The 25602-nt window shown below is 29.5% G+C and carries 21 protein-coding genes; 15 read left to right on the top strand and 6 right to left on the bottom strand.

Features of this window, described 5'->3' with window-relative positions:
• Positions 1-309: 309 nt before the first annotated feature.
• Together bsdtw1_RS11400 and bsdtw1_RS11395 are read left to right on the top strand one after the other, a co-directional pair.
• Positions 310-2070 carry a diguanylate cyclase gene (locus bsdtw1_RS11400; protein WP_244638222.1) on the top strand — a complete coding sequence of 587 codons (1761 nt, stop codon included), beginning with the start codon at positions 310-312 and terminating at the stop codon, positions 2068-2070.
• 198 nt (positions 2071-2268) lie between these two features.
• Positions 2269-3438, top strand: a complete 1170-nt coding sequence (locus bsdtw1_RS11395; protein ID WP_183277687.1) for a collagenase — start codon at positions 2269-2271, stop codon at positions 3436-3438.
• Positions 3439-3579: 141 nt separating this feature from the next.
• Here the strand turns inward: bsdtw1_RS11395 and bsdtw1_RS11390 are convergent, their stop codons facing one another.
• Both bsdtw1_RS11390 and bsdtw1_RS11385 read right to left on the bottom strand, forming a co-directional pair.
• On the bottom strand, positions 3580-5127 hold the full coding sequence (locus tag bsdtw1_RS11390; RefSeq protein WP_183277686.1) for a histidine kinase N-terminal 7TM domain-containing diguanylate cyclase: 1548 nt from the start codon (positions 5125-5127) through the stop codon (positions 3580-3582).
• Positions 5128-5527: 400 nt separating this feature from the next.
• Positions 5528-7075 (bottom strand): histidine kinase N-terminal 7TM domain-containing diguanylate cyclase, encoded by a 1548-nt coding sequence (locus bsdtw1_RS11385; RefSeq protein ID WP_183277685.1) that lies wholly within the window; start codon positions 7073-7075, stop codon positions 5528-5530.
• A 431-nt stretch (positions 7076-7506) separates the two neighbouring features.
• On the opposite strand from bsdtw1_RS11385, the gene bsdtw1_RS11380 reads away from it, so the two are divergent.
• From bsdtw1_RS11380 to bsdtw1_RS11330, 11 genes are all read left to right on the top strand, one after another.
• Positions 7507-8307 carry an HAD family hydrolase gene (locus bsdtw1_RS11380; protein ID WP_183277684.1) on the top strand — a complete coding sequence of 267 codons (801 nt, stop codon included), beginning with the start codon at positions 7507-7509 and terminating at the stop codon, positions 8305-8307.
• A 530-nt stretch (positions 8308-8837) separates the two neighbouring features.
• Entirely contained in the window at positions 8838-10022 is a 1185-nt protein-coding gene (locus tag bsdtw1_RS11375; RefSeq protein ID WP_183277683.1) for a glycosyltransferase family 4 protein, read from the top strand.
• Between the two features lie 168 nt (positions 10023-10190).
• Positions 10191-10808 (top strand): zinc dependent phospholipase C family protein, encoded by a 618-nt coding sequence (locus bsdtw1_RS11370; RefSeq protein ID WP_183277682.1) that lies wholly within the window; start codon positions 10191-10193, stop codon positions 10806-10808.
• A gap of 165 nt (positions 10809-10973) precedes the next feature.
• The gene (locus bsdtw1_RS11365) at positions 10974-12356 is read left to right on the top strand and encodes a sensor histidine kinase (protein WP_244638154.1); all 1383 of its coding nucleotides are present in this window, start codon (positions 10974-10976) and stop codon (positions 12354-12356) included.
• A gap of 12 nt (positions 12357-12368) precedes the next feature.
• Positions 12369-13058: a response regulator transcription factor gene (locus bsdtw1_RS11360; protein WP_183277681.1), complete on the top strand. Its 690-nt coding sequence runs from the start codon at positions 12369-12371 to the stop codon at positions 13056-13058.
• Between the two features lie 335 nt (positions 13059-13393).
• Positions 13394-14002, top strand: coding sequence for a TVP38/TMEM64 family protein (locus bsdtw1_RS11355; RefSeq protein ID WP_183277680.1), 609 nt, complete (start codon positions 13394-13396; stop codon positions 14000-14002).
• 100 nt (positions 14003-14102) lie between these two features.
• Positions 14103-15128 carry an LTA glycolipid anchor biosynthesis glycosyltransferase, IagA/BgsA family gene (locus bsdtw1_RS11350; RefSeq protein WP_183277679.1) on the top strand — a complete coding sequence of 342 codons (1026 nt, stop codon included), beginning with the start codon at positions 14103-14105 and terminating at the stop codon, positions 15126-15128.
• Positions 15129-15612: 484 nt separating this feature from the next.
• Complete coding sequence (locus bsdtw1_RS11345) at positions 15613-16935, top strand: FtsX-like permease family protein (protein WP_183277678.1); 1323 nt, start codon at positions 15613-15615, stop codon at positions 16933-16935.
• Between the two features lie 29 nt (positions 16936-16964).
• Entirely contained in the window at positions 16965-17735 is a 771-nt protein-coding gene (locus bsdtw1_RS11340) for an ABC transporter ATP-binding protein (RefSeq protein ID WP_183277677.1), read from the top strand.
• Positions 17736-17870: 135 nt separating this feature from the next.
• Complete coding sequence (locus bsdtw1_RS11335) at positions 17871-18647, top strand: helix-turn-helix domain-containing protein (protein ID WP_183277676.1); 777 nt, start codon at positions 17871-17873, stop codon at positions 18645-18647.
• Between the two features lie 447 nt (positions 18648-19094).
• Positions 19095-19439 carry a hypothetical protein gene (locus bsdtw1_RS11330; protein ID WP_183277675.1) on the top strand — a complete coding sequence of 115 codons (345 nt, stop codon included), beginning with the start codon at positions 19095-19097 and terminating at the stop codon, positions 19437-19439.
• 146 nt (positions 19440-19585) lie between these two features.
• Here the strand turns inward: bsdtw1_RS11330 and bsdtw1_RS11325 are convergent, their stop codons facing one another.
• Positions 19586-20068: a hypothetical protein gene (locus tag bsdtw1_RS11325; protein ID WP_183277674.1), complete on the bottom strand. Its 483-nt coding sequence runs from the start codon at positions 20066-20068 to the stop codon at positions 19586-19588.
• A 479-nt stretch (positions 20069-20547) separates the two neighbouring features.
• Between bsdtw1_RS11325 and bsdtw1_RS11320 the strand changes: the two genes are divergently transcribed.
• Both bsdtw1_RS11320 and bsdtw1_RS11315 read left to right on the top strand, forming a co-directional pair.
• Positions 20548-21213 (top strand): hypothetical protein, encoded by a 666-nt coding sequence (locus bsdtw1_RS11320; protein WP_183277673.1) that lies wholly within the window; start codon positions 20548-20550, stop codon positions 21211-21213.
• Between the two features lie 214 nt (positions 21214-21427).
• Positions 21428-22066 carry a hypothetical protein gene (locus tag bsdtw1_RS11315; protein WP_183277672.1) on the top strand — a complete coding sequence of 213 codons (639 nt, stop codon included), beginning with the start codon at positions 21428-21430 and terminating at the stop codon, positions 22064-22066.
• 103 nt (positions 22067-22169) lie between these two features.
• On the opposite strand, the gene bsdtw1_RS11310 is transcribed toward bsdtw1_RS11315, so the two are convergent.
• The 3 genes from bsdtw1_RS11310 to bsdtw1_RS11300 form a co-directional block, all read right to left on the bottom strand.
• Entirely contained in the window at positions 22170-23258 is a 1089-nt protein-coding gene (locus bsdtw1_RS11310; RefSeq protein WP_183277671.1) for a metallophosphoesterase family protein, read from the bottom strand.
• Between the two features lie 31 nt (positions 23259-23289).
• Positions 23290-23793, bottom strand: a complete 504-nt coding sequence (locus bsdtw1_RS11305; RefSeq protein ID WP_183277670.1) for a hypothetical protein — start codon at positions 23791-23793, stop codon at positions 23290-23292.
• A gap of 562 nt (positions 23794-24355) precedes the next feature.
• The gene (locus bsdtw1_RS11300; RefSeq protein WP_183277669.1) at positions 24356-25582 is read right to left on the bottom strand and encodes an HlyD family secretion protein; all 1227 of its coding nucleotides are present in this window, start codon (positions 25580-25582) and stop codon (positions 24356-24358) included.
• Between the last annotated feature and the right edge of the window lie 20 nt (positions 25583-25602).

The following is a 25602-nucleotide window of genomic DNA, read 5'->3' as shown; positions in this document are numbered from 1 at the left end:
TGGCGTTTTAATGTATAATTGATTTATGCATTAATTTAACAGTTGAAATTATTCAAATAATAAAAGTATTACGTAAGTAGATTAAAATCAGGAATATAGTTATTAAATATTTTAATAACCAAAATAAAGATGATTATTTAATTAACGAGTTCAACTAATTAATGGGAAACCGTAATATTCTTGACAAATATTAGCCAGTATGTAATAGTAAAAATAATACAGATAAAATATGAAATTTAGTAAAATTCAAAACAATAAAAGAAATAGAGTCGAATATTGCAGGAAAACTTAAAGAAGGGCCATTGAGTGATGTTTAAGAAAAATACTTCAATTTTAAAAAAGCAAAATTTAATTCTTATATTCTTCATTTTCACAACACTTTTTTTATTTGGATGTGATGTTCAAAAAGATAATATACCAAGAGCCTTCCAAGGAAAAGTAGATTTAAGTGATATTGATTTTGATAGTAGTGGAATAGCTAAGTTGGACGGGCAATGGGAATTATACTGGGGGCAGTTACTGGAGCCAAAGGATTTTAATAATGGTATAAATAAGGCTGATGATTATTTACAAGTTCCAAGTACAGTAAAAACCTCTGTATATAATAAACCACTTCCTAAATACGGTTATGGTACCATGAGACTTGCCATTAAGATGAAGCCTAATGATGATAGACTTTATGGAATAAAGACTCAATACATTTTATCCGCTTCAAAGATATGGGTTAACGGCAAACTATTAGCTTCTTCGGGGCAGGTAAGCAAAGATGAGTATGGTGCGGCAGGAAGCTTTGAGCATCAAATTGCATTTTTTAATAATGATAAAAGTGAAGTTGAAATTGTAATTCAAATGTCAAACTTTAATAATGTAGTAGGAAAAGTTCAAAGTATTTATATAGGAGATGCTAAACAGATAAAGAAGGAATATGTGAGCGGTGTGGCTTCTGACGCCTTTGTAATAGGTGCGCTTGTTATAATGGGAATCTATCATTTCGCTTTATATTATAGGAGGCCTAAAAATAAAGCTCCGTTATACTTCGGTATATTTTGTTTATGTATTTCACTAAGAAATGCAATAGTTAGTGAAAGAATTATATTTGATATCGTTCCTAATATTTCTTTTGCTTTATTTAATAAACTAGCTTATCTTACAGTATATATATCACTACCATTTATAGTTATGTTTTTTAAAGAGATTTTTGAAAATGAATTCTCAGCAAAAGTAGTAAAAGCAATGAATATTATATCAATACTTGTAAGTGTAATAACGATATGTACAAGCATTGAAGTTTATGACACTTTTTTATTGTATTTTGAAATATGGGGTGTTTTGTTATTTAGCTATATTTTGTATATTATTGTTAAAGATATAATCAATAAGAATAAAGGCGCTATAATAATTTTACTTGGATTTTTGGTGTTCCTTACTGCAGTAATTCATGATATATTATTGCAGGCAGGTATGATGTACACTAAATCACTTACTCCAATAGGTCTATTTATTTTTATATTTTCACAGTCCTATATACTGGCTGCAAAGTTCTCAGATGCCTTTGAAAAGGTTGAAAAGCTCGTTGAAGAAAATAAAGCTGTGTATATAGATGAATTAACAGGACTTCTAAATAGGAGAGGTCTTTATGAACAAGGCAGATCCCTCTTTAGAGCTGCTCAGATTACTGGTGGGAAATTTACATTATTTTATGGAGACTTAAATGGGTTAAAGAAAATAAATGATTTTAATGGTCATAAAGAAGGTGACGAAGCCATTAGAACTGCTGCAAATCTTCTAAGAATGTCCTTTGGAAAAGATGATATAGTAGCACATATAAGTGGAGATGAATTTATAGCCATAGCTGTTAACAAAGCTTCAAAAGTAGATGCTAAAGTAATTATAGATTTTGTTAATCATAACTTTAATAAATATAATCAATATTCAGACAAGACTTATTCATTATCCATAAGTATGGGATACTCTATATATAAACCAAATGTTAAAACAACCTTTGAGAACATGATACATGAGGCTGATATTATGCTTTACGACGCTAAAACATTAATTGAAGGTAGATAGCTTTGGTGTGGATAATAGGTGAATTTGAAAATTTGAAATCCCTTTGGAGGTATACAATAACAGCAAAGCTGAGATTACTTTCAAAGGGATTTTTCTTATGTTTATCATTAAGCCAATTTAAGTTTTCTTAAATTTAAACGATAACCAAAAAGTAGAAAATAAAGGGGGAAGGCAGTGAGGTTAACTGCTACATGAAATATGAAAAAATTCTTTAAATTAGTGTTTGCTTATTTATTATGGGTAATAGTTTTTGCAGTAATTTCGGCAGGTGTTGTATTTTTTGTTATTCCTTTTAGTTATGATTTAACTAATGTAGTAACATATACAGTTGTAATATCGATTGTACTATTTATTCTGTTTTTTATAATAGGTATGATAAGAGGAAAGCTTAAGATTTTTAGGATATATAGTAGAAAAAGGCTGATTTATAGAAGTATACTCTTTTTATCTATGATAAGTATATTTGTAATTGTAAGTGTGCTACAAATGGGCGTTAGGGCTGGTTATATACAAATTAATGGAATGCATGAATTGACTAATAAGGAAAAGGTTCAATTTATAAAAGAGGTGTATGCCAATCTCAATACTGCAAAATCTAGGAATGAACTTACAAAAGGTATGAATGTTGTAAAGTATAATAATATAGAGGTATATTATTATGAAGAAGATAAGAAATCGGCTGAAGAAATAGTAAATAAGATACCAGATTTAAACAAAAAACTTAATTCTGTCATTAACGTTAAAGATTCAGAGCCTTTAAAAATTATAATTTATAAAGATAAGCAAGAATATAATAAATATAGTAACTCACCTAATAGTGCAGATACTCTTGGACTTTATAATAATGGTGTAATAAACCTTCATAATTTAAAAACCATTAAAGAGATAAATAGTGAAAATGGTATTGATGAAGGTAGTGAAGATAGTTTTTTTAGGACAGTAACTCATGAATATACTCATTACTATATAAGAGCTTACTTAAAGGAGAATAACTTATCTAGCACTTTGCCACCTTGGCTCGATGAAGGTTTTGCACAGTATATGGAGTATGAGCTTTATAATAAAGACTTTCAATTAGAAACAAAGCCAATAAAGGGAAAAATAATCCCTCTAAGGGATTTATCAACACTAGGACAATGGGAAAGCCAGTGGAAAGATAGAGATAGTATAGAAAAGATTTACACTGAATCAGTACTGGCTATAAACTACATATTCGATTCTAAAGGAAATGAAATACTAAAGAATATTTTAGCTCAGTCCAACAACAATAAGGTACCTGACGTTGATTATCAAAGTAACTTTGAGAAAACCATTAAGAATAATGTAGGATTAACATTAGACGAGCTTCAAAATAAAGTTATAAAATAAGTTATAACAAAAGCATTAACAGATATATTATTAATATAGTCTGCTAATGCTTTTTTACTATATTGGAAACTATAAATATTTAAAAGTAGCTCTCCCTAGATATTTCAGTACTTCCAGAAGGTCACCTCAGAGATCTTCTTATTAGTTCAAAACTTTAACCGTTACTCTATTTCTGCCATTTTTTTTAGACTCATAAAGTGCTTCGTCAGCAAGCTTTAAGACTTCCCCAAAGGTCTTAAGTCTTCTATCGTAAACTGAAATTCCAATACTCAAAGTAAAATAGATTGGCTTATTTCCGCAAATAATTGGTTCTTTAGAAACCATATCACAGAAGAATTCAGTTATGTTTTTAGCTGCATCTAGGCTGGTAGAAGGCAGTATTACAGCAAATTCTTCCCCTCCTAAACGGCCTATTATATCAGTTTTTCTAAAATACTGTTTCATCTCACAACCTAAATAAGCTAAAACAGCATCTCCGGCAGCATGACCATTAGTATCGTTTATATGTTTAAAATGATCTATATCAATCATAAGAAGTGTAAAACTTGTATTATAATCAAATGCGCATTCCATTTGAAGTTTAGCTAGCTGCATAAATCTATTCCTATTATAAAGGCTAGTAAGAGCATCAGTTGAAGCAAGTATTTTTAGTGCTTCCTGATCATGTTTTCTTTCAGTAATATTTATAAGATTTATAAGCCTACCAACAATATTACCAAAATCATTTTTTATAGTCACTGTTTTTACTTCAAAATATCCATAACTTACACCATTAGAAATTTTTATATCACTAATATCGTTGGTATTTAATATCTTAAGAAGATCTATTTGATTCCCTAATATGAATTCAATGGTTCTGCCTTTCATAGAATTGTTAAGTTCTTGAAAAAGCTCCGCAGCAGCAGGATTATAATCCATAAGACGACTTGTATTGTCTATCAAAATCATAGCATCAGAACTTTTCTCAAATAGAACGTCTCTAGCTAAGGTTTTAAGTGCCAAGAAATCATATTTAAATATAGCTATAAGTATTAAAGAAAAAGAAAATGGAAGTATTAGGGCTACATAATTAATACTCAGGTTACCGGGATTCATTAGAACCAGTTCAAAACTTATAAAAGGAAGTAGAGAAGCTAAAATCATAATCTTATAGCCTGAACGTTCAAAGTCTGCAACTCTTCGATAGCTCTTAATATAACATGATATAGCTATAAGAAAATACAGCGTTATATAAATACAGTAAAACAAATACCAAGGTTCTTTATCAAATGTAAGAAAATTTAGGCCAAACGCTTTCTTTAGCATAAGTGACTTATAATAAAAGTGATGCATAGGGTTTGTCAACTGCATCAAAAAAGTCAAAATAGGTACTGTAAAAATAGCGAAAAAAGTATTTCGGCTAAAGTTTTTAATTGTTTTTGTATAAATTAAAGATAATAAAAGCCACAATGCTGGATAAAATGGTATCCCTATATATTGAATTTGGTTCCAAAACATCATCTGAGGTAATGAACTGCTGTTAAGTTCCAGAAGATAGCCAAATAAATAAACACTAACAAGCAAGCAAAGGGAAAAGAAAACTTTTACTAACGTGGTTGTTCCCTTTGATATAGCATATGCTGCAAAAAATACCGCCAGTAATGCGGATAGAAAAAAGTATATACTAAGGAACGCAAGTGTAAATGACATATAATAAACCTCTCTTTAAGATTATTGATTCACCTGAATTTATTGTTGTTAATCCTTTGCAGGCAATGACTTAAAATACTATCACAAAATAATAGTAAGTAATTAAAAATGAAATATTATAAACAAAATATATCATGGCTATGCTTATCAATATAAGAATACCAGAATATATATGGGTATGATTGATAGTATTCAAGCAAAGCGAAAAAAGACTTTATATATCAATATTCGACATAAAACTACAAAACTTAATTAAAATAATGAAAAAAGTGTAAAAAAGCAATATGAAATCAATGAAATATATCATAAGATATGTTAATTGAATCATAAGACTAAGCTAATATATAAAGAAAAAAGCCGCACCTCAAATATGAATATAAGAGATACGGCTTTTGTAATATTAATTTAGAATTCTTGTTGTTGATCTATTTCTACCATTTTCTTTTGACTGATATAATGCTTCATCTGAAAGTTTTAGTATTTGGTCAAAGCAGCTGAATCTTTTATCATATACCGAAATTCCCATACTCAATGTAAAATGAATGTATTCATCTTCGTAGAATGCTGGTTGTTTTAAAAGTACATTTCTAAAAACCTCGGTTATGTTTTGTGCATCTATGAGACTTGTATCTGGAAGCAATATTGCAAATTCCTCACCGCCTAAGCGTCCAATTATATCGGTTTTTCTAAAATATTCTCTCATAAGTCTGCCTAAATGATTTAAAACAGCATCTCCAGCTGCATGACCTTTTGTGTCGTTAATTTCCTTGAAATGGTCTACATCAATCATAATAAGAGAAAATTTATTGTTGTATCTTTGGGAAATTTCCATTTGAAGGTTAGCTAGCTGCATAAATCTATTTCTATTATAAAGACCAGTTAGAGAATCAGTGGTTGCTAGAATATTAAGTGCTTCTTGAGCATGTTTTCTTTCAGTAACATTCACTAAACTTATAAGATATCCAACTATATTTTCAAAGTCATTTTTTATAGTAACTGATTTTACTTCAAAATATCCATAATCATCACCAAAATTAAGTAGCAAGTCTTTTAAATCTTTATTTTTTAATGAATCAAGAAAACCCTTATAATTTCCTAATACTGATTCTATAAATCGTCCTTTTACTGAAGCAGTGAGCTCAGGGAAAAGCTGTGCTGCTGCAGGATTAAAGTCTATTATACTGCTTGTACTATTTATTAAAATCATTGCGTCAGCACTTTTGTCAAAAAGAACATCTCTAGCTAAAGTTTTAAATTCTAAAAAATCGTATTTAAATAAAGCTAAAAGTACTAGAAATAAAGAAAATGGCAGTACGAATGCTATATAATTAACACTAAAATTCAATGGATTTAATAAAATTAGATTTAGGCCAATGAAAGGTAAAAACGAAGCCGAAATCATAATTCTATACCCTAAACGCTGAAAATTAGGAGCTTTCCTATAATTCCTGAGATAAAAGAAAACTGCAAGTACAAAGTAAAATATAAGATAGACACTATAGAATATATACCAAGGTCCTTTTTCTAAGGATAAAAATTTTAATCCCCAAAGCTCTTTAAGCTTAAAAGATTTATAATAGAAATGATGTATTTCATTTGTAAATCTTATTATAAATGTTAACATAGGTATCGTAAAAATCATTAAGAAAATACCTTTGCTTAGGATTTTAATTGTTTTAGTATAAAGCATTGATAGCAGTAACCAAAGTGCTGGATAAAAAGGGACACCTATATATTGAATTTGATTCCAAAATATCATTTGTGGCAATGAGCTACTATTAAGCTCAAGTAGATAACCGAATAGATAAATACTTACAGATACACATAAAGCTGAGAAAATATTTACTAAAGTAGTTGAGCTCTTAGAAAGCGCATATGCAGCAAAAAATAATGCTAGAAATGCCGCGAAGAAAAAGTATATACTAATTAATTCAAGTGTCAATGGCATATGCAATCCCTCTTTCTTAATTTATAAACTTTTCTTAATTTTATCATTTTAGGGGATTACAAGCAACATATGAAAAGTTAGTATGTTGGAAAATAGTCTTTGTGTACTAAAATAACGTTGTAGTAATTATGTAATAATATGTTTTGAATTGACTAAGATTTTATAATAAATAAATTTGATGTATATGTTTTCAAAACAAGAAAATTCATTGATTTCATTTTATGATAGAATTTTAAATATGTAGTAACTGGACATGTATATCTGTAACACTATTTAAGGATTTAATTATTAATTAATTCAGTAATTTGTTAGTTATATTATGTTTCATTTGAATTTCGTTCAAGATTTAAGTACTTAAAGTTCATTAATTATACCTAAATTAAGCTTTAATATTATAAAACGGAGTATTATTTACAAGGGAGAGGACTTATATGGGAAATAAAATAACTTTTTTGGATATCGATGGAACCTTAGTGGATGTGCCTTCTGGAATGATTGAACCAGCACAAAGTACTATTGAAGCTCTAAAAAAATTCAGAGAAAATGGTAATTATACTGTAGTAGCTACAGCAAGATCAGTAGTTCCTAAAACTATCTCAAAATTAGACTTTGATGGGTATATATTTTGTAATGGAAATTACATAGTTTTTAAAGATGAAGTGTTACATGACAACTATTTTTCAATAGAAGATATCCAATATATAATGAATTTGTCAGACCAATGTGATGCTCAATATCTATTAAGCGGGCATTACGGTGTATGGTGCAGCGATCTTGATCACCCACTTTGTGTTAGGCAAAGGGAATTGTTTTTAGGTGGACCAGAAAAGCCAAAGGATTCTATAGAAATATGGAAAGTAGAAGATGTACATGCTAATATGGGGACAATACTATTCAAGAGTGAAGAAGATATGGCTAAGTTTAAAGAAAGACTTCCGAAAAGTTGGGTAGTACATGCTTATGTAGAAGCTAATATAAGATTGGATATACACTTGCCTGGTTTTTCTAAAGGATCAGCAGTTGAGTTCTTATTTAAAAAATTGGGAATAGACAAAGAGGACACCTTTGCTTTTGGTGATGCTCAAAATGATATTGAAATGTTGAAGCTCGTGAAACATGGTATAGCGATGGGAAATGGTACAGAAGAGATTAAATCTATTGCATATTATGTTACTGATGAAGTTGACAAAGATGGAATTGCAAATGCATTAAAGAAATTCAGAGTGATATAGCCGTTTTCATTATGTATAAATTAAATTTTAATATAGCAATTCCTTAAATAAAGATGAAACACTACAATATAATTATGTATTAAAAAAATGTTGTTGGTTATAGACAAATAACCAACAACATTTTTTTATACATAAACACATGGAGTTTACATAGATAGGCCAGTTCCAAATACAATTAAAATTGATAGTTAAGTTGCCAATAATAGTTAATATATCTATTCAACTGGACAGATAAACTACTTTAATTCGAGATCTATTTACACTATTTTATGTGTGGTCATGATAATGTTTCATTATATATTTATAATCCTGCATCAGGGTATCTTTTAGATTTACAGTGTAATTTTAACAAACTTTTAAAGTTAGTTTATAAATAGTTTAACAATTAATACTTTAGATTTAACCTGTTTAATTTATACTGTAGTTGGAAATGTAAAAGATGTTTTAATAAACAATTTGAAAATCATTTATATGTTGAATTGATAAATTTTTATATGTAGCTTGATTGAGAGTTAAAAGGAGTAAGGATAATGAATATAGGACTTTTTACTGATACCTACTATCCACAAATAAATGGGGTAGCCACTTCGGTACTAATGCTTAAAGAATACCTTGAAAACCTAGGTCACAGGGTATATGTGTTTACAACAACAGATCCAAAGGTAGTAGGATGGGAGAAAAATGTCTACAGAGTACCTAGTATACCTTTCGCAAGTGCAAGAAGGGTTGGATTGTTCTATAATCCAAGACTGGCAAAGGCTATAAAGAGATTGAACTTAGATTTAATCCATACTCATACAGAATTTTCCCTTGGTATTTTTGGAAGAGCCATGGCTAGAGAACTTAATATTCCTTTTATTCACACGTATCACACCATATACGAGGATTACACACATTATATTGTAAAACTTAAAATTTTTGATCCAATAGCAAAGATAGCAGCAAGGAAATTAAGTGTTAATTTCTGTAATTCTGCGGATCAGGTAATTGTTCCAACAAGAAAGGTTCTAGACATGCTAGAATCCTACAATGTTGAAAAAGACATTTCAATTATACCTACAGGAATTGAGATAAATAAATTTTCTAGAATTAATTATAATTTTGATATGGCACAAAGCTTGCGTAAAAGTCTCGGAATAAATACAGAAGATAAAGTTTTACTTTATGTAGGTAGAATATCTAAAGAAAAAAACATTGAAGAAATAATGATTAATTTAAAAGAGTATTTGAAATCTACAAAATGTGTAAAATTCGTGCTTATAGGTGATGGTCCTGATAAACATAGGTTAGAAACTATAGCAAGTGATTTAGAGATAAATGAGCAAGTAGTGTTCGCAGGAGAAAGACCATGGGATGAGATAGGAAAGTATTATCAAATTGGAGATGTTTTTGTAAGTGCCTCTCAAAGTGAGACTCAAGGACTTACATATATCGAAGCGCTTGCTGCTGGACTACCAGTTATAGCAAAAGCAGATAAGTGTTTAGATGGGGTTATTGAAGATTATGTAAATGGGTATCTTTTTAATGATGCTGAAGACTTTATTGAAGCTTTGAATTTAATTATATTTAATGATTTAAAGAAGAAGCAATTGTCTTTAGAAGCAATAAAAACTGCAAGAAGATTTTCAGCAGAAAGCTTTGCAGCATCTGTAGAACAATTGTATAAAACTATGGATATTTACAAGGGGTATGAAGAGGTTTCTATACAAATTTAATTTGAAATTATCGTATTTATAGATTTCGATGATTCTACGAATCTTTATTTTGATAGATTCTAATATGAAGTAGTTTGTCTATATAGCAACACTAGACAATTAAAAGTTTTTCCTTAAAGATATATAAAATTATAAACTAATAATTAATTATGGATAGGAGAGCTTAATATGAAAATAAAGACCCATGTAAAATTAGCAGAATTGGCTTTTAGAAACAATATAAATGTTACACCTAGAGGGTTTTCTAAATTTATGTTTAATTTTGGTCTTGTGATGATTGATCAGTGTTGGCATGTAAAAACTCATCCTCACTACATGCAAAAGTCTCTTGGATATATAAATGATAAAATTGAGAAGCTCATCGCAATAAGAAGATTCAATCTTTATACTTCAATGCAGTTAGGAATAGTTGTACACTATTTATGTGATTTTTGCTGTAATGCACACATATCAGGAGGAGTTGGTAATATACCTATCCATCTCAAATATGAACGTGATCTTCAAAAGTATTTACTTGAAAACTATGATTTTCTAAATGATCATATAAGTCAAATATCAGAGAAATTAGAAGAAAAAAAGAGGCAAATGAATTCATTAAAAGAAATGCTTCATGGTAAATTAACTGAGTATGTACAAGGAGAAGCATCTTTTTTATGGGACATAACTAAAAGTACTGAAATTGTATCACTAGTTTGCTCTAGAATATTTGAATTAAAAAACTGTGTTCAAGAAAATTATCAGTATAATACTAGAAAAGTTCAAATTACACCAGGAGAGATACTATAAAGAATTATTAAATATGAACCCTTTATGCACAAAAGACATGCTAGCAGAAAATATTGATTATTTATGATAGAATATATTCTGTTAATAAAAAGAGAGGTGATTCACCTGAATATAAAGAGAAGGCTATTTATTTCAAATATATTAGCACTAGTGGTGCCAATACTTTTGAGTTTTGTTATGTTTTTTGGAATGATGTTTGTTGTTATGGAGGTAACTAAAACTCACGATGAGAAATTGTTTGATGGTGATGGACAACCATTTTATGATTCAATAAAAAAAATAGATCAGATTATATCTAATCTACCAAAGCCTATAGAAGTAGAGCAAATAAAGGATGTAGTAGATGAGTTTAATAGAAAACATAGTGTTATGAAAGTCTCATTATCCATTTATGAAGGTAAAAAACTATTGTATCCATCTTCTTCGTACTTAGATAGTTCAATAATGGATATTGCTTTAGCACAGAATAATAATCATACTTTTTCTATGGACAATATTGCTATTTATAGAGCTAATGTAGGAAAGTATACTATCCTATTGACAGATACAAACTTTAATAGTCATGATAATGAGAATTATAAAGATTATCGTACAAGGATAATTAATGAAGGTATAATAATGTTTTTATTCATTATAGCTATAATACTTCTTACAAATAGATTTTTAACAAAGTTTGTATTTAAGAGAATAATTACACCAATAGAGACTTTGGTTTATGGAGTACATCAAATACGTGATGGAAATTTAGACTATAATATTGAATATACTGAGAATGATGAGTTTGCGGGAGTTTGCTCTGATTTTAATGAGATGGCACAGAGACTTTCAGATTCAGTAAAGGCAAGACAAAAGGATGAGGCTAATCGTAAAGAATTAATTGCTGGAATTTCTCATGATTTGAGAACACCACTTACTTCAATAAAAGCCTACGTAGAGGGACTTGAGATGGGGGTTGCATCTACTCCAGAGACACAAAAACATTATTTGGATACAATAAAAAGTAAGTCCAATGACTTAGAGCATATTGTAAATCAACTGTTTTTATTTTCTAAGCTAGATATTGGAGAATTCCCATTCTACTTGGAGAAGGTTGATATCGGAAAATATCTATCGGAGATGGTATCAAATTTATCTTATGAGTATAAAAATAAGGGTCTTATTATCACATTAACAGAAAACGTCGAAAATACTTGGGTAAATGTGGATAAGGTTCAACTTCGAAATGCTTTAATTAATATCTTGGAGAATAGTGTTAAATATAAGGAAAAATCAGAGGCAATAATGAAAATTTCTTGTACCAAAGAAAATGGGTATATAAAAATTAGACTAGAGGATAATGGCCCAGGAGTTTCAAATGATGCAATTGAAAAGTTATTTGATGTATTCTATAGAGGGGATTCTTCAAGAAGTAATCCAAGTAAAGGTAGCGGATTAGGATTATCTATTACAACAAAGATTCTTGAACGTTTAGGTGGAGCAATATTAGCAGAAAATGTTACGGATGGTGGATTAGCTATTATTATGAAACTCCCTATATATAAAACGTAGGAGGTAACAGAGATGACCAGAGTTTTAATAATTGAAGATGATAAAGCGATAGCAGAAATTGAACGTGATTTTTTGGAGATAAATGGATTTGAAGTTTTTATAGCTACAAATGGAGAAGATGGATTAAAGCAGGCTACTTCTGGGGAGTATAATCTAATTCTTCTGGACTTAATGCTTCCAGGAATGGATGGCTATGAAATCTGTAAGAGAATCAGAGGAATTATTGATATTCCAATAATCATGGTAACTGCTAAGATTGAGGATGCTGATAAGATAAGAGGCCTTGGAATAGGAGCCGATGACTATATATCAAAACCTTTTTCTCCAACAGAGTTAGTTGCAAGAGTAAAGTCCAACATTGCTCAATATGAAAGACTTACTGCAGGACAATCCTATAAAAATGAAGAGATACATGTTGGGAATATAAGGATAAACTCAAAGACTCATAGGGTTTATGTTAATGGAGAAGAGATAGAGTTTAAAAATAAGGAATATGAATTGCTTCTGTACCTTGTTACAAATTCTGATGTTGTCTTTAGTAAAGAGATGTTGTATGAGCGAATCTGGGGGATAGACGCTTATGGAGACGTTAAAACCGTTGCGGTTCATATTAATAGATTAAGGGAAAAAATTGAAAAAGATCCATCAAACCCAACTCATATAGAAACTGTTTGGGGAGCTGGATATAGATTCAAGGTATAGCTAAGAAAATTATTACTCAATGAATTTTAATACGAATGGGATAATTACCACTTTTGTGTGAAGCAAAGGTGGTGTTTTTATTTTCTATAATAAAATGAATTTTATCCGCAATTAAAATCTAGTTTAATTTTAGTTTAACTTTTCAGCATTTGTAGTTTACAAATACTTGATATAATTATTAAAAAGTAATCAAATTGAGAAAACTTAAAAATTTAAATTTAAAATAACATAGATAGATAATAGAAATATCAGCTTAGTTTTGCAGTATAAAACAAGGATATATAACTATAGAAAAATGAGAATAAATATAAGGAAGTTAGATAAGGAGATTAAGAATGGAGTATACTGGACGTGAAAAATGGAAAATAAATATTGCAATCAATTGTATTACATTTTTAGGGATGGCCTTAGTGGGGTTATTCATAATCTATGGTATACAAAAACACTTATTTACTTCGCAGGCTGCTTTAGAAGGGTTTTTGCATAACTTTGGAGTATTTTCGCCAGTGATCTTTATGGTGTTTCAAGCAGTTCAAGCTATATTGCCTATTGCACCAGGAGGAATAGGATGTCTAGGCGGAATCATAGCTTTTGGTCCAGTTAAAGGGTTTATTTATAACTATATAGGGATATGCATTGGCTCAATTATAGCGTTTCTCATATCTAGAAGGTATGGACTTTCTTTTGTTCAAAGTATAGCAAAGAAGAAAACTTTTAATAAGTATGTTGGATGGCTTGAAAAACCAAATTTTGAAAAGTTATTTGCTATAGCTATATTTATGCCAGTAGCGCCAGACGATCTTCTGTGCTATTTAGCAGGTGTTAGTAAAATAACCTTGAGAAAATTTGTTTTTATTATAATCTTAGGCAAACCATTTGCCATTGCTGCCTATAGCTTTGGTCTTAATTTAATAATGCAATACTTATTGCCATTATTAAAATAGAGTAAAAGTCCTTTTAAAAGAATTAATATGAAAAACCTATATATTTAACTATGAAAAAATTTATATAGTTAATGTGAGTTTAAATCTGGAGGAAGTTGTTATGAAAATATTTTTATTTAAAGGATCGCTAAAAGTTGTGGAAAAGAGTGGAGTTGGCAAAGCAATTCATCATCAGCAAAAAGCCATGGAAGAAAATAATATTGCTTATACATCAAATAAAAAAAATTATTATGACATAATTCAGCTTAATACGATTTTCCCTGATTCTGTGTTTGCTGCGATAGTTGCAAAAATGAAAAGTAAGAAAGTAGTATACTATGGACATTCTACAATGGAAGATTTTAAAAATTCTTTTAAGGGATCCAACTTCTTTGCACCATTTTTTAAAAAATGGATTATGCTTTGTTATGGCCTCGGAGATATTATAATAACTCCAACAGAATACTCAAAAAAGTTATTGAGCGGTTATGGTATTAAAAAGCCAATATTCGCTTTATCAAATGGAGTTGATCTTTCTTATTTTAGACCAAGCCTCGAAGGAGCTAAACGGTTCAGAGAAAAGTATAAGTTGAAACCAAGTGAAAAAGTGGTTATTTCAGTAGGTCATTATATTGAAAGAAAAGGAATCAGCGATTTTATAAAATTGGCTAAGCAAATGCCTCATGTAAAGTTTATTTGGTTTGGTTACACTAATTTAAAGCTCGTACCATCATATATACAAAAAGCTATTGCAGAAGCACCTAAGAACGTAATTTTTCCAGGATATATTTCTGCTGATGAGCTTAGAGATGCTTATAGTGGTAGTGATTTGTTTTTATTTCTCACTCACGAGGAAACAGAAGGTATTGTTTTACTTGAAGCATTGGCAATGAAGATTGCAGTGCTGGTGAGAGATATTCCAATCTATAGTGATGATTTTTCTGATGGAAAAGACATTTATAAAGCTACTACATTAGACGAGTTTCAGGAGAAAATAGAAAAAATACTTGATGGATCATTACCTTCCTTGAAGGATACGGCTTATGAACTAGTTAAGGAAAAAGACATAAAAGCCATTGGAAATAAACTACAGGTTATTTATAATTCAATGGTTAAATCATATGATGGATTAGACTTAGAGTTGTAAGTTTAAATAATTGATTAATTAAGGATATAAGTTTTTCCAAAAGATTTAATTATAAATTGTACTAAACAATATTATTGACCGTGGATATTTTAACAAAATGGTCTATAAAATAACTATCTAACTTAAACAAACGAAAATACAAAACTGTAGAGTGGTTAAAAAAACATTAGAATCAAGTTGAAAAATTAAAATGGTCAGTTATATTATTGAAAAGAGTTTAATCTTAATAGCGAGAGATTAAACTTTTTCTAATTTAAACCTAAGTATAATAAATAAATTGCCTGTCATATTCACGACCTAGTGAAATGAAGGATATGGAAATAAAGTAGGCAAATATATTAGAAAATCAGCTAATTTGGATTTGTAAGTAAATGTTTTCAGGGATATAATTATATTGTCACTATATAGTGACAATGTAATTTTTTAATATGCTATAAAGTTGAAATTTTCATATGAAAAAATGCAAGCAAATTGGGGGGAGAATATGGGCACATATAAGTTTGCAATTAAGATGCTAAAGACTGATTTAAGGCAGACTATTTCATATCTATTATCAATCTCTTTTTCTTCATCAGCGTTATTTTATGCCTATAATTTAATGGATGATAGTAAGAATGTGGCGGCTGGAAGTACAATTTGGGAAACATTTCAGATGTTGTTGTTCTTTTTGACTCTTCTGTTGATGTTTGTAGTGTTTTTTACTAATTCTTATTTTATGACTGAAAAATCTAAGGAGCTTGCCATTGCAGAATTAAATGGGGTTTGTTCTTATAAAATGATTGGATTAATAAGTTTTCAAAATCTTTTAATTGGTCTAGTTGGCAGTGTGCTTGGAATAGCTTTTGGTATAGCTACAATGCCAATCTTGTCAGAAGTATTATTTAAACTTTTAGGAATGAATGTCGGTTCATATCATTATTCGAAAGATAGTTTGGTACTTACTATAATAATAATTGCATTCATAGTATGTCCCTACTTGATTATTGGAGATTACACCTTTGTATTCAATAAAGAGATAAAAGATTTAATTTATGGAAAAAGACAGCTTTATACCCCAAAACCTAAGAACTTTGGAAATCTCGATATTCCGGATGATTTGAAAAATCTCTTTGGAGGAAACTCTAAGAAAAGAGAAGGAAAGAAATTTCATCTTACATCTACAATATTATATTTCATTCCATTAACGGCCATATTCTTAAACTCTAAGGCATTTCACTCACTGCTATTTTTATATATGTTTATTTCAGTGGCAGGAATACAAAGATTACTACGTTATTACTTTCCAGAAAAGATTATGGAGCTAAAGAGGGATAAGTACTCCAATGATAAAATTAAAATGATTTCCTTAAGCAATCTTCATTATTCATTAAGAAAAGTAAATTTTTTAATTGTGACATTGGCAGTTTCTACAGTTGTTCTTATATATATGATAGGAATGAATGAAAAAATATATCAAATAAAGGCTGCTGGAATATTTGTGTATGTTTGTGCTTTAGTGTCCTTGGGGGTAAGTATTCTATATAAATTTATCATAGAAGCTTCCTATAGAAAACACATATTTAGGCAGTTGGGGTTAATTGGTTATTATAAAAAGCTCATAAAAAGGATTATAAAAGAAGAAATAATGATGCTTTATGGTATCGCAATAATCATACCATTAGTACACATAATTGTTTATCTATTTAAGTTCGCAACATTGGGAATTGTAACTGCTCAGCTTGCTATGATCTTGTTAGGTATATTCCTTGGAATATTTATTCTGATGACCTTAGCTTCTTATCTAATATATAAGAAGCTCGTGATGTAAATTTAAACGGCAAATATGGAGGTATTGAGATGAAAGAAATAATAACTGTAAAAGATTTAGTAAAAATATATGGAGGAGAAAGTCAAGTAAAGGCTCTAAATGGAGTTAGCTTAACAGTAAATGAAGGAGATTTTATATGTATAATGGGTCCATCTGGTTCAGGAAAATCAACCTTCTTAAATATATTAGCTAATATAGATAATCCCACAAAAGGCGCAGTGCTTTTCAATGGAGAAAGTATCTATAAGATGTCTGAAAGAAAAGTTGGCGAGTTTAGAAGAGATAATATAGGATATATTTTTCAGGATTTTAACTTAATCGATACGTTGACAATAAGAGAAAATATAAATGTACCATTGGTTTTAGCAAATAAATCAAAGGCTGAGATAAAGGAAAGAGTTGAAAATATAGCAAAGAAACTTAATATTTTCGAGTTTTTAGACAAGTTCCCTGTAGAATGTTCAGGAGGCCAGAGGCAAAGAGCCGCTGCAGCAAGAGCTTTAGTTTCAGAACCAAGGATGATAGTTGCAGACGAACCAACAGGGAATTTAGATACAAAAAATTCTCATGATATGCTTAAATTACTCAAAGAGCGTAATGTTAATGATGGAATTGCTATAGTTATGGTTACTCACGATTCAATGGTGGCAAGCTATGCAAAAAGACTTCTATTTTTAAGAGACGGTAAAATAGATGATTCTATTGATAGAGGGGAATTGACTCAGAAGGAATTTTTCTATAAAATTGTTGATGTTACATCTAAAGAGTCGCAAGGTCTATTTGATGTAATGGAAGACTAATAGAAATCTTTGAGAAAATTAATAGCTGAAAATTACCTTTATAAACTAAAACTGGCAAGGTTATATTTTTATAGGAGCTAGTTCATTTTTATAATATAGTTTGCTTTTTGATAAGATTCGCGGAAGGAAGATGTTATGAGTGGTATTAGTATCATTACAGTAGAAAATAGAAGGCTTTATCCAGTTAAGGCTTATGATACTGAAGAAAATAACGAAATAACACCAATTATTGATATTGATAGTGTTAATGATTTATTAAATAGAAGGAAAAAAATATTCTTTATATCAAATCAATATGATCAATATGGACGTGAATTAGATAATTTTTATGGGTATATAGGTTCTGAGGATATAAAAACGCTGTTTTACGTAAATGAAGATGAAGTTAATAATAATCTAAGTGCTGTGATGACTTTGTCTGAAGCTGCAAAGAAATGGGGATTTTCTGATGGTTCTACTATTAGAAAAGCCATTGAAAGAGGAAAGTTTGAAAAACATGAAATAAAACAAGCTGGAGACATATGGATTACAACCTATGATGCCATGGAACGAGTATTCGGAAAGATTAAAAATGAAGAGAATGAATTAATTATTTATGATGATTTTGAAAGCAATTTATATAGACTTTTTCTTAAGGATGTGCAAAGAGATTATCTAAGGGAAAATGTACGAGAAAGACATTTGAAAGAAAATGAGCTTTTATACAATGATATAAAAACAATTCTCAAAAGTGCTTTGGTTACAATAAAAAAAGGCAACAAAGTAATAATAAAGAGTAAGCGTAGTAATAAAACCAAGCAAGTCATAAATACTGAAAGAGAGCTTATCGTATTTATTGAATTGTTCAGTAGAAGAAATTTCATGACTGAACAACGAAATAAACAACTTTTGGAAGATCTTAAGAAAATATAGTATCTGTATTATTTAATAAAAAGCTGTTGCTAAATTGATAAAAACTCTTATAAAAATTAAAGCTGTGTATAATTAAGGAAGGCAAATGTCCTTATATGCATGGCTTTTATTCATTTAACTCTATAAATATTTGTATTAAGCCAGCAACTATTTGCCCTTCTAATGGAGATACTGTTAACTATAACCATTCGGATAACATAACCATATAGGTTAAATCTTAAGTGGCGTTGATTTACTTAAACATTGTGGTTTTAATAATGATGATTTTAACTTAAATTACAGAAAATGTGTCTTTAAATACTTATGAAATTTAATACAAGACCTTTTGAATAATGGTATGTTAATAATAGATTTTGTAATATAATGGATATATTGATGTGTAAAAAGAAATCAAACAATATTTTTATTGTCCTTTAATTAAATAGTACTGATATAAGGGGGATTAAAATGAAAGTAAATGAGAAAACAAAGAAATCAAAAAAGAAATACATAATTGTATCATTAGTTGTATTAATTCTAGTACTTTCTCCATTTTTGCCTAAGATAACTTATAGTGTAGATTCAAAGCTAGTTTCTATGGATATGAGACCTATATTTGCAATTAGTAAAGGTGTGATTAAAGATGGTGGAACCACTGAATATAGGGGACTTGGATATCAAGTTATTAGGTGGAATAGATACGTGGCAGAAGGAACTGAGTATGGTTATGAAATATATAAAGCGCCTAATTATAGGGATTTAAATGATGGGCCTTCTAAAAAGTTGACTATTATTAAGGATATAAATAAGTAATAAAAATATTCAGTGATGCTGGATTTTTTATCATTTGTACATCATATTTATGGGTTTCTATTATTAAGGTATATTGATTTTCTAATAGTTTTTTTGATATAGAAAATCTAAAACTGAAATAAAATTAGGTTATTTTGTTATCTTTTTTAATGGGACTCCCAGGTAGTATAGTATTCTGTGGTGACAGTGCCATTTGTGTTAGTAATATTGCGAATATGTTGACTTCCCCAATAAGAATATACTTTATCGCCATATTTCAATCTTATAAATATCTGTTCATTAGCTTTAGATAGTTGATTTTTTATATCTTCATCTGTTGTGATAAATTTATTGGTTGAATTAAAAATGTCGCTTAGCTCTTCAGGTTTTGGAGAGCTTTTTAGTTTATAATCAATATTAAGACTAGCATTTTGTTTATAAATATCCACCGTTTTTATAATAGTGTTGGAGGCTTTGATTTGATTTTTAAACTCAACAGCACTTTTATTATTGATATGGTCTGGTCTATTTGACAATAAACCTACAAATATAAAAGTACATGAAAAGAAGGCAAAGATCAGGCATAAGATTATTACAACTAGCAATGATTTTTCAAAAGCAAACCAAGTATATTTTCCTAGTTTATTCATTGGGCACCTCCTAAGAAAGTGTTAGTGAAATTTCTAAAATTGTATATAAAGATGAAACACTTCAATCTAAAAACTATTCTAGTTACTGTGAGGAAAATTTGAAAAGAATCAATAGTAAGTGGTGCATCTGTAAAGTGTTGTATTTATAGGATATATCTAAAAGTGGTTCATATCAAGCTATATAGAAAAAGAAAAAGTTTGTAAAACTTATTTATATCTTGTATGTTGTTTTACAAGCATTTCATTTTTAAATTTTTGTTAACTTATATTTTATTGAAAAGGTTCAGGAAATTATGGGTATAATTTGAAAGTGTGAAGGTTATTTAGTATAATGACTTAGAAAATAGGGTGATATAATATTAGATTGTTTGTAGAGTCACCATTTCATAATAGAATTAATGTTTTTAAAATAGATTTGGGTTCGAACTGCTAAATCTTTACATACCACTTAAAGAACTGAAATTCAAAAGGAGACAACAATGAGAAAAACAGCAATTATAATTAGTGGCACTTTAGTACTTTTAATTAGTATTTTTGTAGGATACAGGGTAGTTAAATACTATTCTGCAAATAATTATACAATTTCAGAGGATGGGAACACCATAATTAGTAAGAACGGACAGCAATATGTACACGACAATAGCGATTTATGGCTAGAGGCAATAGCAACGGACAAACAGATAGGGAAAATAAATGATTCAGGATCAGTATATTCACTAAAGGATCAGCCTAATTTAGATTGGATTGCAGTGAACATAACTGATGAAATGGCAATCACTCAGATTTACCATAAAAAAGGGGTTAATGATTTCTCTATAGGCAATAAGAATATTAAACAGATTAGATTAATTGAAAATAAAGGCTTGAAGCAAGCAATTGGTACAGCTGTTGCATCCACAGAAGAGAAAGACATACTTGAGGAGCTTAGTGAAAGTTTAAGTAAGTCTAAAATTAAACAGCAGATTACTTCTGAGAATATAATGTCACTTCAAATACTTTTTGATGCTTACAAAGGGATTTCGTACGACATCAATGTTTTAATTGATGATGATAAAAAGGTGTATTTATCAGAGGGAAATGAAGACAATGTAGTGAAAGCCGGACCTTTAGTAACTAATTGGATATTGCAGAAGTATTCAAAGTAAAAATTTGATTCTAATATTGATTTTTGGAATCTTGCAAATCACATAAGTAATCATTGCACCACTATAATTATTCTTGAATATTATCATAGTAGGACAATAAATTAAGATGTAGTAAATTAATAAAAAAAGCGATTTATATGTGTTATATTAGAAAAATTAGTATATTTATAATTGCTATTGATTTTTACAACATCTTTAGAAGAGAGGAAATACTATGGATAATTTAACAAAAGATATTTTTGATGAACTGGCTCAAGATATTTCAGATGATACTCAAGATCTTATAGTAGGGAAAGGAAGTTATACTAGTACTTGCAATAATCTGGATTATGGTAAAGCTGTAGGTGTTTTATATCAACAAAAAGGTGATATAAAAATTCACAATGGAAGGATAATAGGTTGTGACGGAGCGGGTTATATAGTAAAGCACTGCTCAAATGCAAGCAAAGGGTACCCATTTAAATTTGACACCTTCTATTTTTATAATGAAAATTATTTTAATGACCATAAAAATAAAATCAATAAGAGCAACGCTTATGCATTTGTCAATATTGGAATCAGGGATACTCAAAAAGCATTTTGCTACTATGGTAGAAGAGAAGGTGCTAACAAATTTGATACTCATAATGGAGTATTTCATTCCTTTAAATATATTAATGATGCTAAAAAGTTAGTTACAAGCACTAACTATGATTTGTTTCTAAGTTATAGATATAAACCTAGTGCAGTCCAGGAAATAGTGTATTATCATTATGTTGAGGGCTATGATTCTAAAACTCATAAAACATTTCTTCAATATGAGAAAGCTAAAGCAATAAAAATACAACATTTTGGTGAAATACCATTTAAGTAAGAAGTACTATTAGTTATGAAAATATTTAAAATGTAGAGAATCATATTAAAAGAAAAGCCACTTCGTTAGAAAATAAAATTCTAAAATGAAGTGGCTTTAGGTTTTAGATTATATTGCTCCATATATTAGTGAGCTTTTTCCCGAATGTTTCATAATAAATATAAGCTGGTTGCCAGAAGGTGTCGATATATTCCCTTTGTCTTGTATTAACTGAAACTAAAAGTTTATCATGTTTGTCAGTGTTGGCTACTCTTATTACATTATATCGTTCAGGAACACCAGGCCATAATGCATCTGATCTTGCACTTAAAGCACCAGCGCCTATCATTAGCATATTAGGATTAATATTTTGTGGATTCATATAATCAAGGCTTATGGTTCTGTGAACATGACCATGCAGATAAAATTTAAAGTCTTCGTTTTGCATAGCATTTGAGAACTGGATATCTGTACCATATCCGTTTGTAGGACATACAGGGTGATGACCAACAACTATCTTTATAATATTTTTACCAGGGAGTTCCTTAGAGGCGGATATTAAACCCTCAGTATCAAAATAAGTTGTGTCTCTATGAAATTGGTCAATTTCAGCTGAAGTATTTATCATAAAAAAGGCTATTTTCCTATTATCAAAAAAGTCACCAAATATAACCTTTAGCTGCTTTTTAGGATCAGTAGGATAAGGGATACCGTATAGCCTTTCAAATAGATATTGACTGTAGTACATAAACTTCTTGTACCATTCTTCATCATTACGTTTTAGATAAAATATATCTGATCGTACATTTGTAACAACTTGATCATTTGGTCCTGGATTTCCTTGAGTTAGATGATAGCTTGCCATAGTTATATCCCAGCTTAAATCATGGTTTCCTGGAACGATAACGATTCTTTGGAAAGGAATACCAAGGCGATCACTTAACAGTCGTATAAAATTATATGCCTTATCAAATGAGCTCTTTGATCCGCCACGTCGTATAAAATCACCACTTATAACTATATAGTCTATATCATCTGGTTTTAAAGTATCTTTTGGGTTATCGAAATACACTTTTTTCAAGTCGCTTACTAGTAGATAAACTTCATTTTCTTCATTTATTTCTGGTGTAAAATGCAGATCGCTTAAGTGGAGTATTATTCCCTGAGTTTTTTTTGTATAGTTAAAATTAGATTGATCTTGGTTATAAGCCATAAAATAAATTTATATCAAGCTACTTATAGTATTATTGAGCAATAACACTAAGAGTGCTTGTCTGAATTTGAGCTGAATTTATATTAATATAATTGATTTCAGCTTTTACTACATATCTATAAACTCCAGGTAATATTCCACTATCACTATAGCTTAAAGCTATAAATTCATTTTTCTCTACAGTTATATTAGTAGGTTCGTCTTCTGCATCTTCTTCCAGTTCTTCATTTAGTAATATTTTGTATGGTAAAGTTGATAAAAGCTGCATGTTACCTCTTTCATCATAACGATATAATGAAAATACAAGTTCCATCCAGTCATAAATAGCTAATTCATAATATAAATTTGCAATAAAATCTATTTTAGCTGTTGAGTTTTTTCTATTTCTAAGATCTAAATCAATACCAACTATAGCATTATCAAAGTTATTATTTTCTAAATCTATAAAGGTACCATTAACACTTTTTATTATTGGTTGAAAGTATTTGTTATGATTATTATTCATATTTGTTTCAATTAGTAATTCACTATCCATATCTTATACCTTCCATAATTAATCTTTTGTGAAAATAGCAATTCTCATCCATTTATTAACTATTGAGAGAATGAATATTTTTCTAACCATTACATTGAAGATGTATTCTCTTAGATAAACTACTTCATAATTAAATCTTATTTGAAACTGGTCTATCTATTGTCTACATCTTATTATTATATTAATATAATCTAAAAAGGTTCTGAACTTAGGGAGGATATACAATTTTATTGATTTATGAAAGAATAGAGATAAATGTAATATTTTCAAAGAAAAAATTAATCATTGCAGGATACTTTATTTTGTAAAATAGTAAAACCATTTTGCTATTTCTATAGTCTAATAGATGTAAAATATAAATTACGCGTAGTTTAAGATTTAAATAAAACTGGAAGGAAAATAACTTATAAAAGTAAAAATCCAGTGAGGAGGGTACTCCTTCACTGGATTTTCGTTTTTGTTGAGAGATTTATATTAAAAAATTTGGGGCGTTTAAATAGTACATAACTTTCTGTAAAGCTTAGTACTCATGTATTTATAAGAAATCTATTGTAATTAAAAACTATTTAGTAGTTTTTATTTTAGTTTCTACAGACATTCCAGGGATAACAGCTTTTCCGTTAGAATCTAAAGTTATCTTAACTGGAACTCTTTGGCTAACTTTTGTGAAGTTTCCTGATGCATTTTCAGTACTAAATAGGCTGAAAGTAGAAGTTGTTGCAAGTCCAGTTTCTTTAACTGTACCTGTAAATGTAACTCCTGGGTAAGCGTCAACTGACATAGTTACTTTTTCATTTGCACTTATACGTTCTAAATCACTTTCAAGAACATTAGCAGTAACTTGAAGTTTTCCTAAGTCAACTACTGATATTGCAGCTTGACCAGCAGCTATCATATCACCTTCGTGAATATTAACTTGAACAACTGTACCATCTTGAGCTGCTTTAATTTCTGAGTTTTCGAAGTTTAATTTTGCTAAATCGAATGCAGCTTGTGCAGCTCTTACTTGAGCTTCAACTATGGCAACATCTTTATCAGAAGCACCTGAGTTTGTAAGGCTTAACTTACTGTTTGCACCTTCAAGTCCTGCCTTTGCAGCAGAGATTTGAGCATCTATAGCTTTGATTTGTCCTTGAAGCTGGCTTATTTGATTTTCAAGTTGAGTCTTGCTTGAGAATAATTGTTCAACTGCTTGAGCTTTTACTGTGTATTGAGCTTCAGTAAGTAAATTTTTTGCTCTAGCTGTATCTAATTGCTTCATTGCATAGCTTGCGTCATAGTCTCCAGTAGATGGATCTTTGAAACTATCCATTTGTGATACTAACTTATTGTATTCTGATTGAAGAGTATTTAATGTACCTTGTAAGTTTGATTTTGAAGTGTTAGCTCCGTTTAATGATGCAGTAGCTTGGTCAACCATTGATTGAGCACCAGCAACTTCTTGAGCTCTAGCTCCACTTTCAACCTTTGTAAGTTGTGCTTTTGCTACATCAAGAGCTGCTTGAGCCTGATTTAATTGATATTGAAGTTGATCGGCTTCTAGTGTAAATAATACATCACCTTTTTTAACATTAGCTCCAACTGTGGTATTTATTTTTAATACCTTTCCAGGAAGCTTTGAACCAACATTTAGTATATCTCCAGTTATTTTAGCATCATCTGTGCTAACGTAATTCTTTTGGTCCACATAATATTTTACTCCAAAACCGCCAAGTGCAATAACAAGTACTGCTCCAACTGCTAATATTATTTTACCTTTAGATTTATTTGATTTTACTGACTTTTCCATAGTTATCCTCCTTATAATTA

Origin of the sequence: Clostridium fungisolvens, assembly GCF_014193895.1 — a bacterium.
Classification (GTDB): Bacteria; Bacillota; Clostridia; order Clostridiales; family Clostridiaceae; genus Clostridium_AR; species Clostridium_AR fungisolvens.
This window is presented reverse-complemented; position numbering and strand designations above follow the sequence as displayed.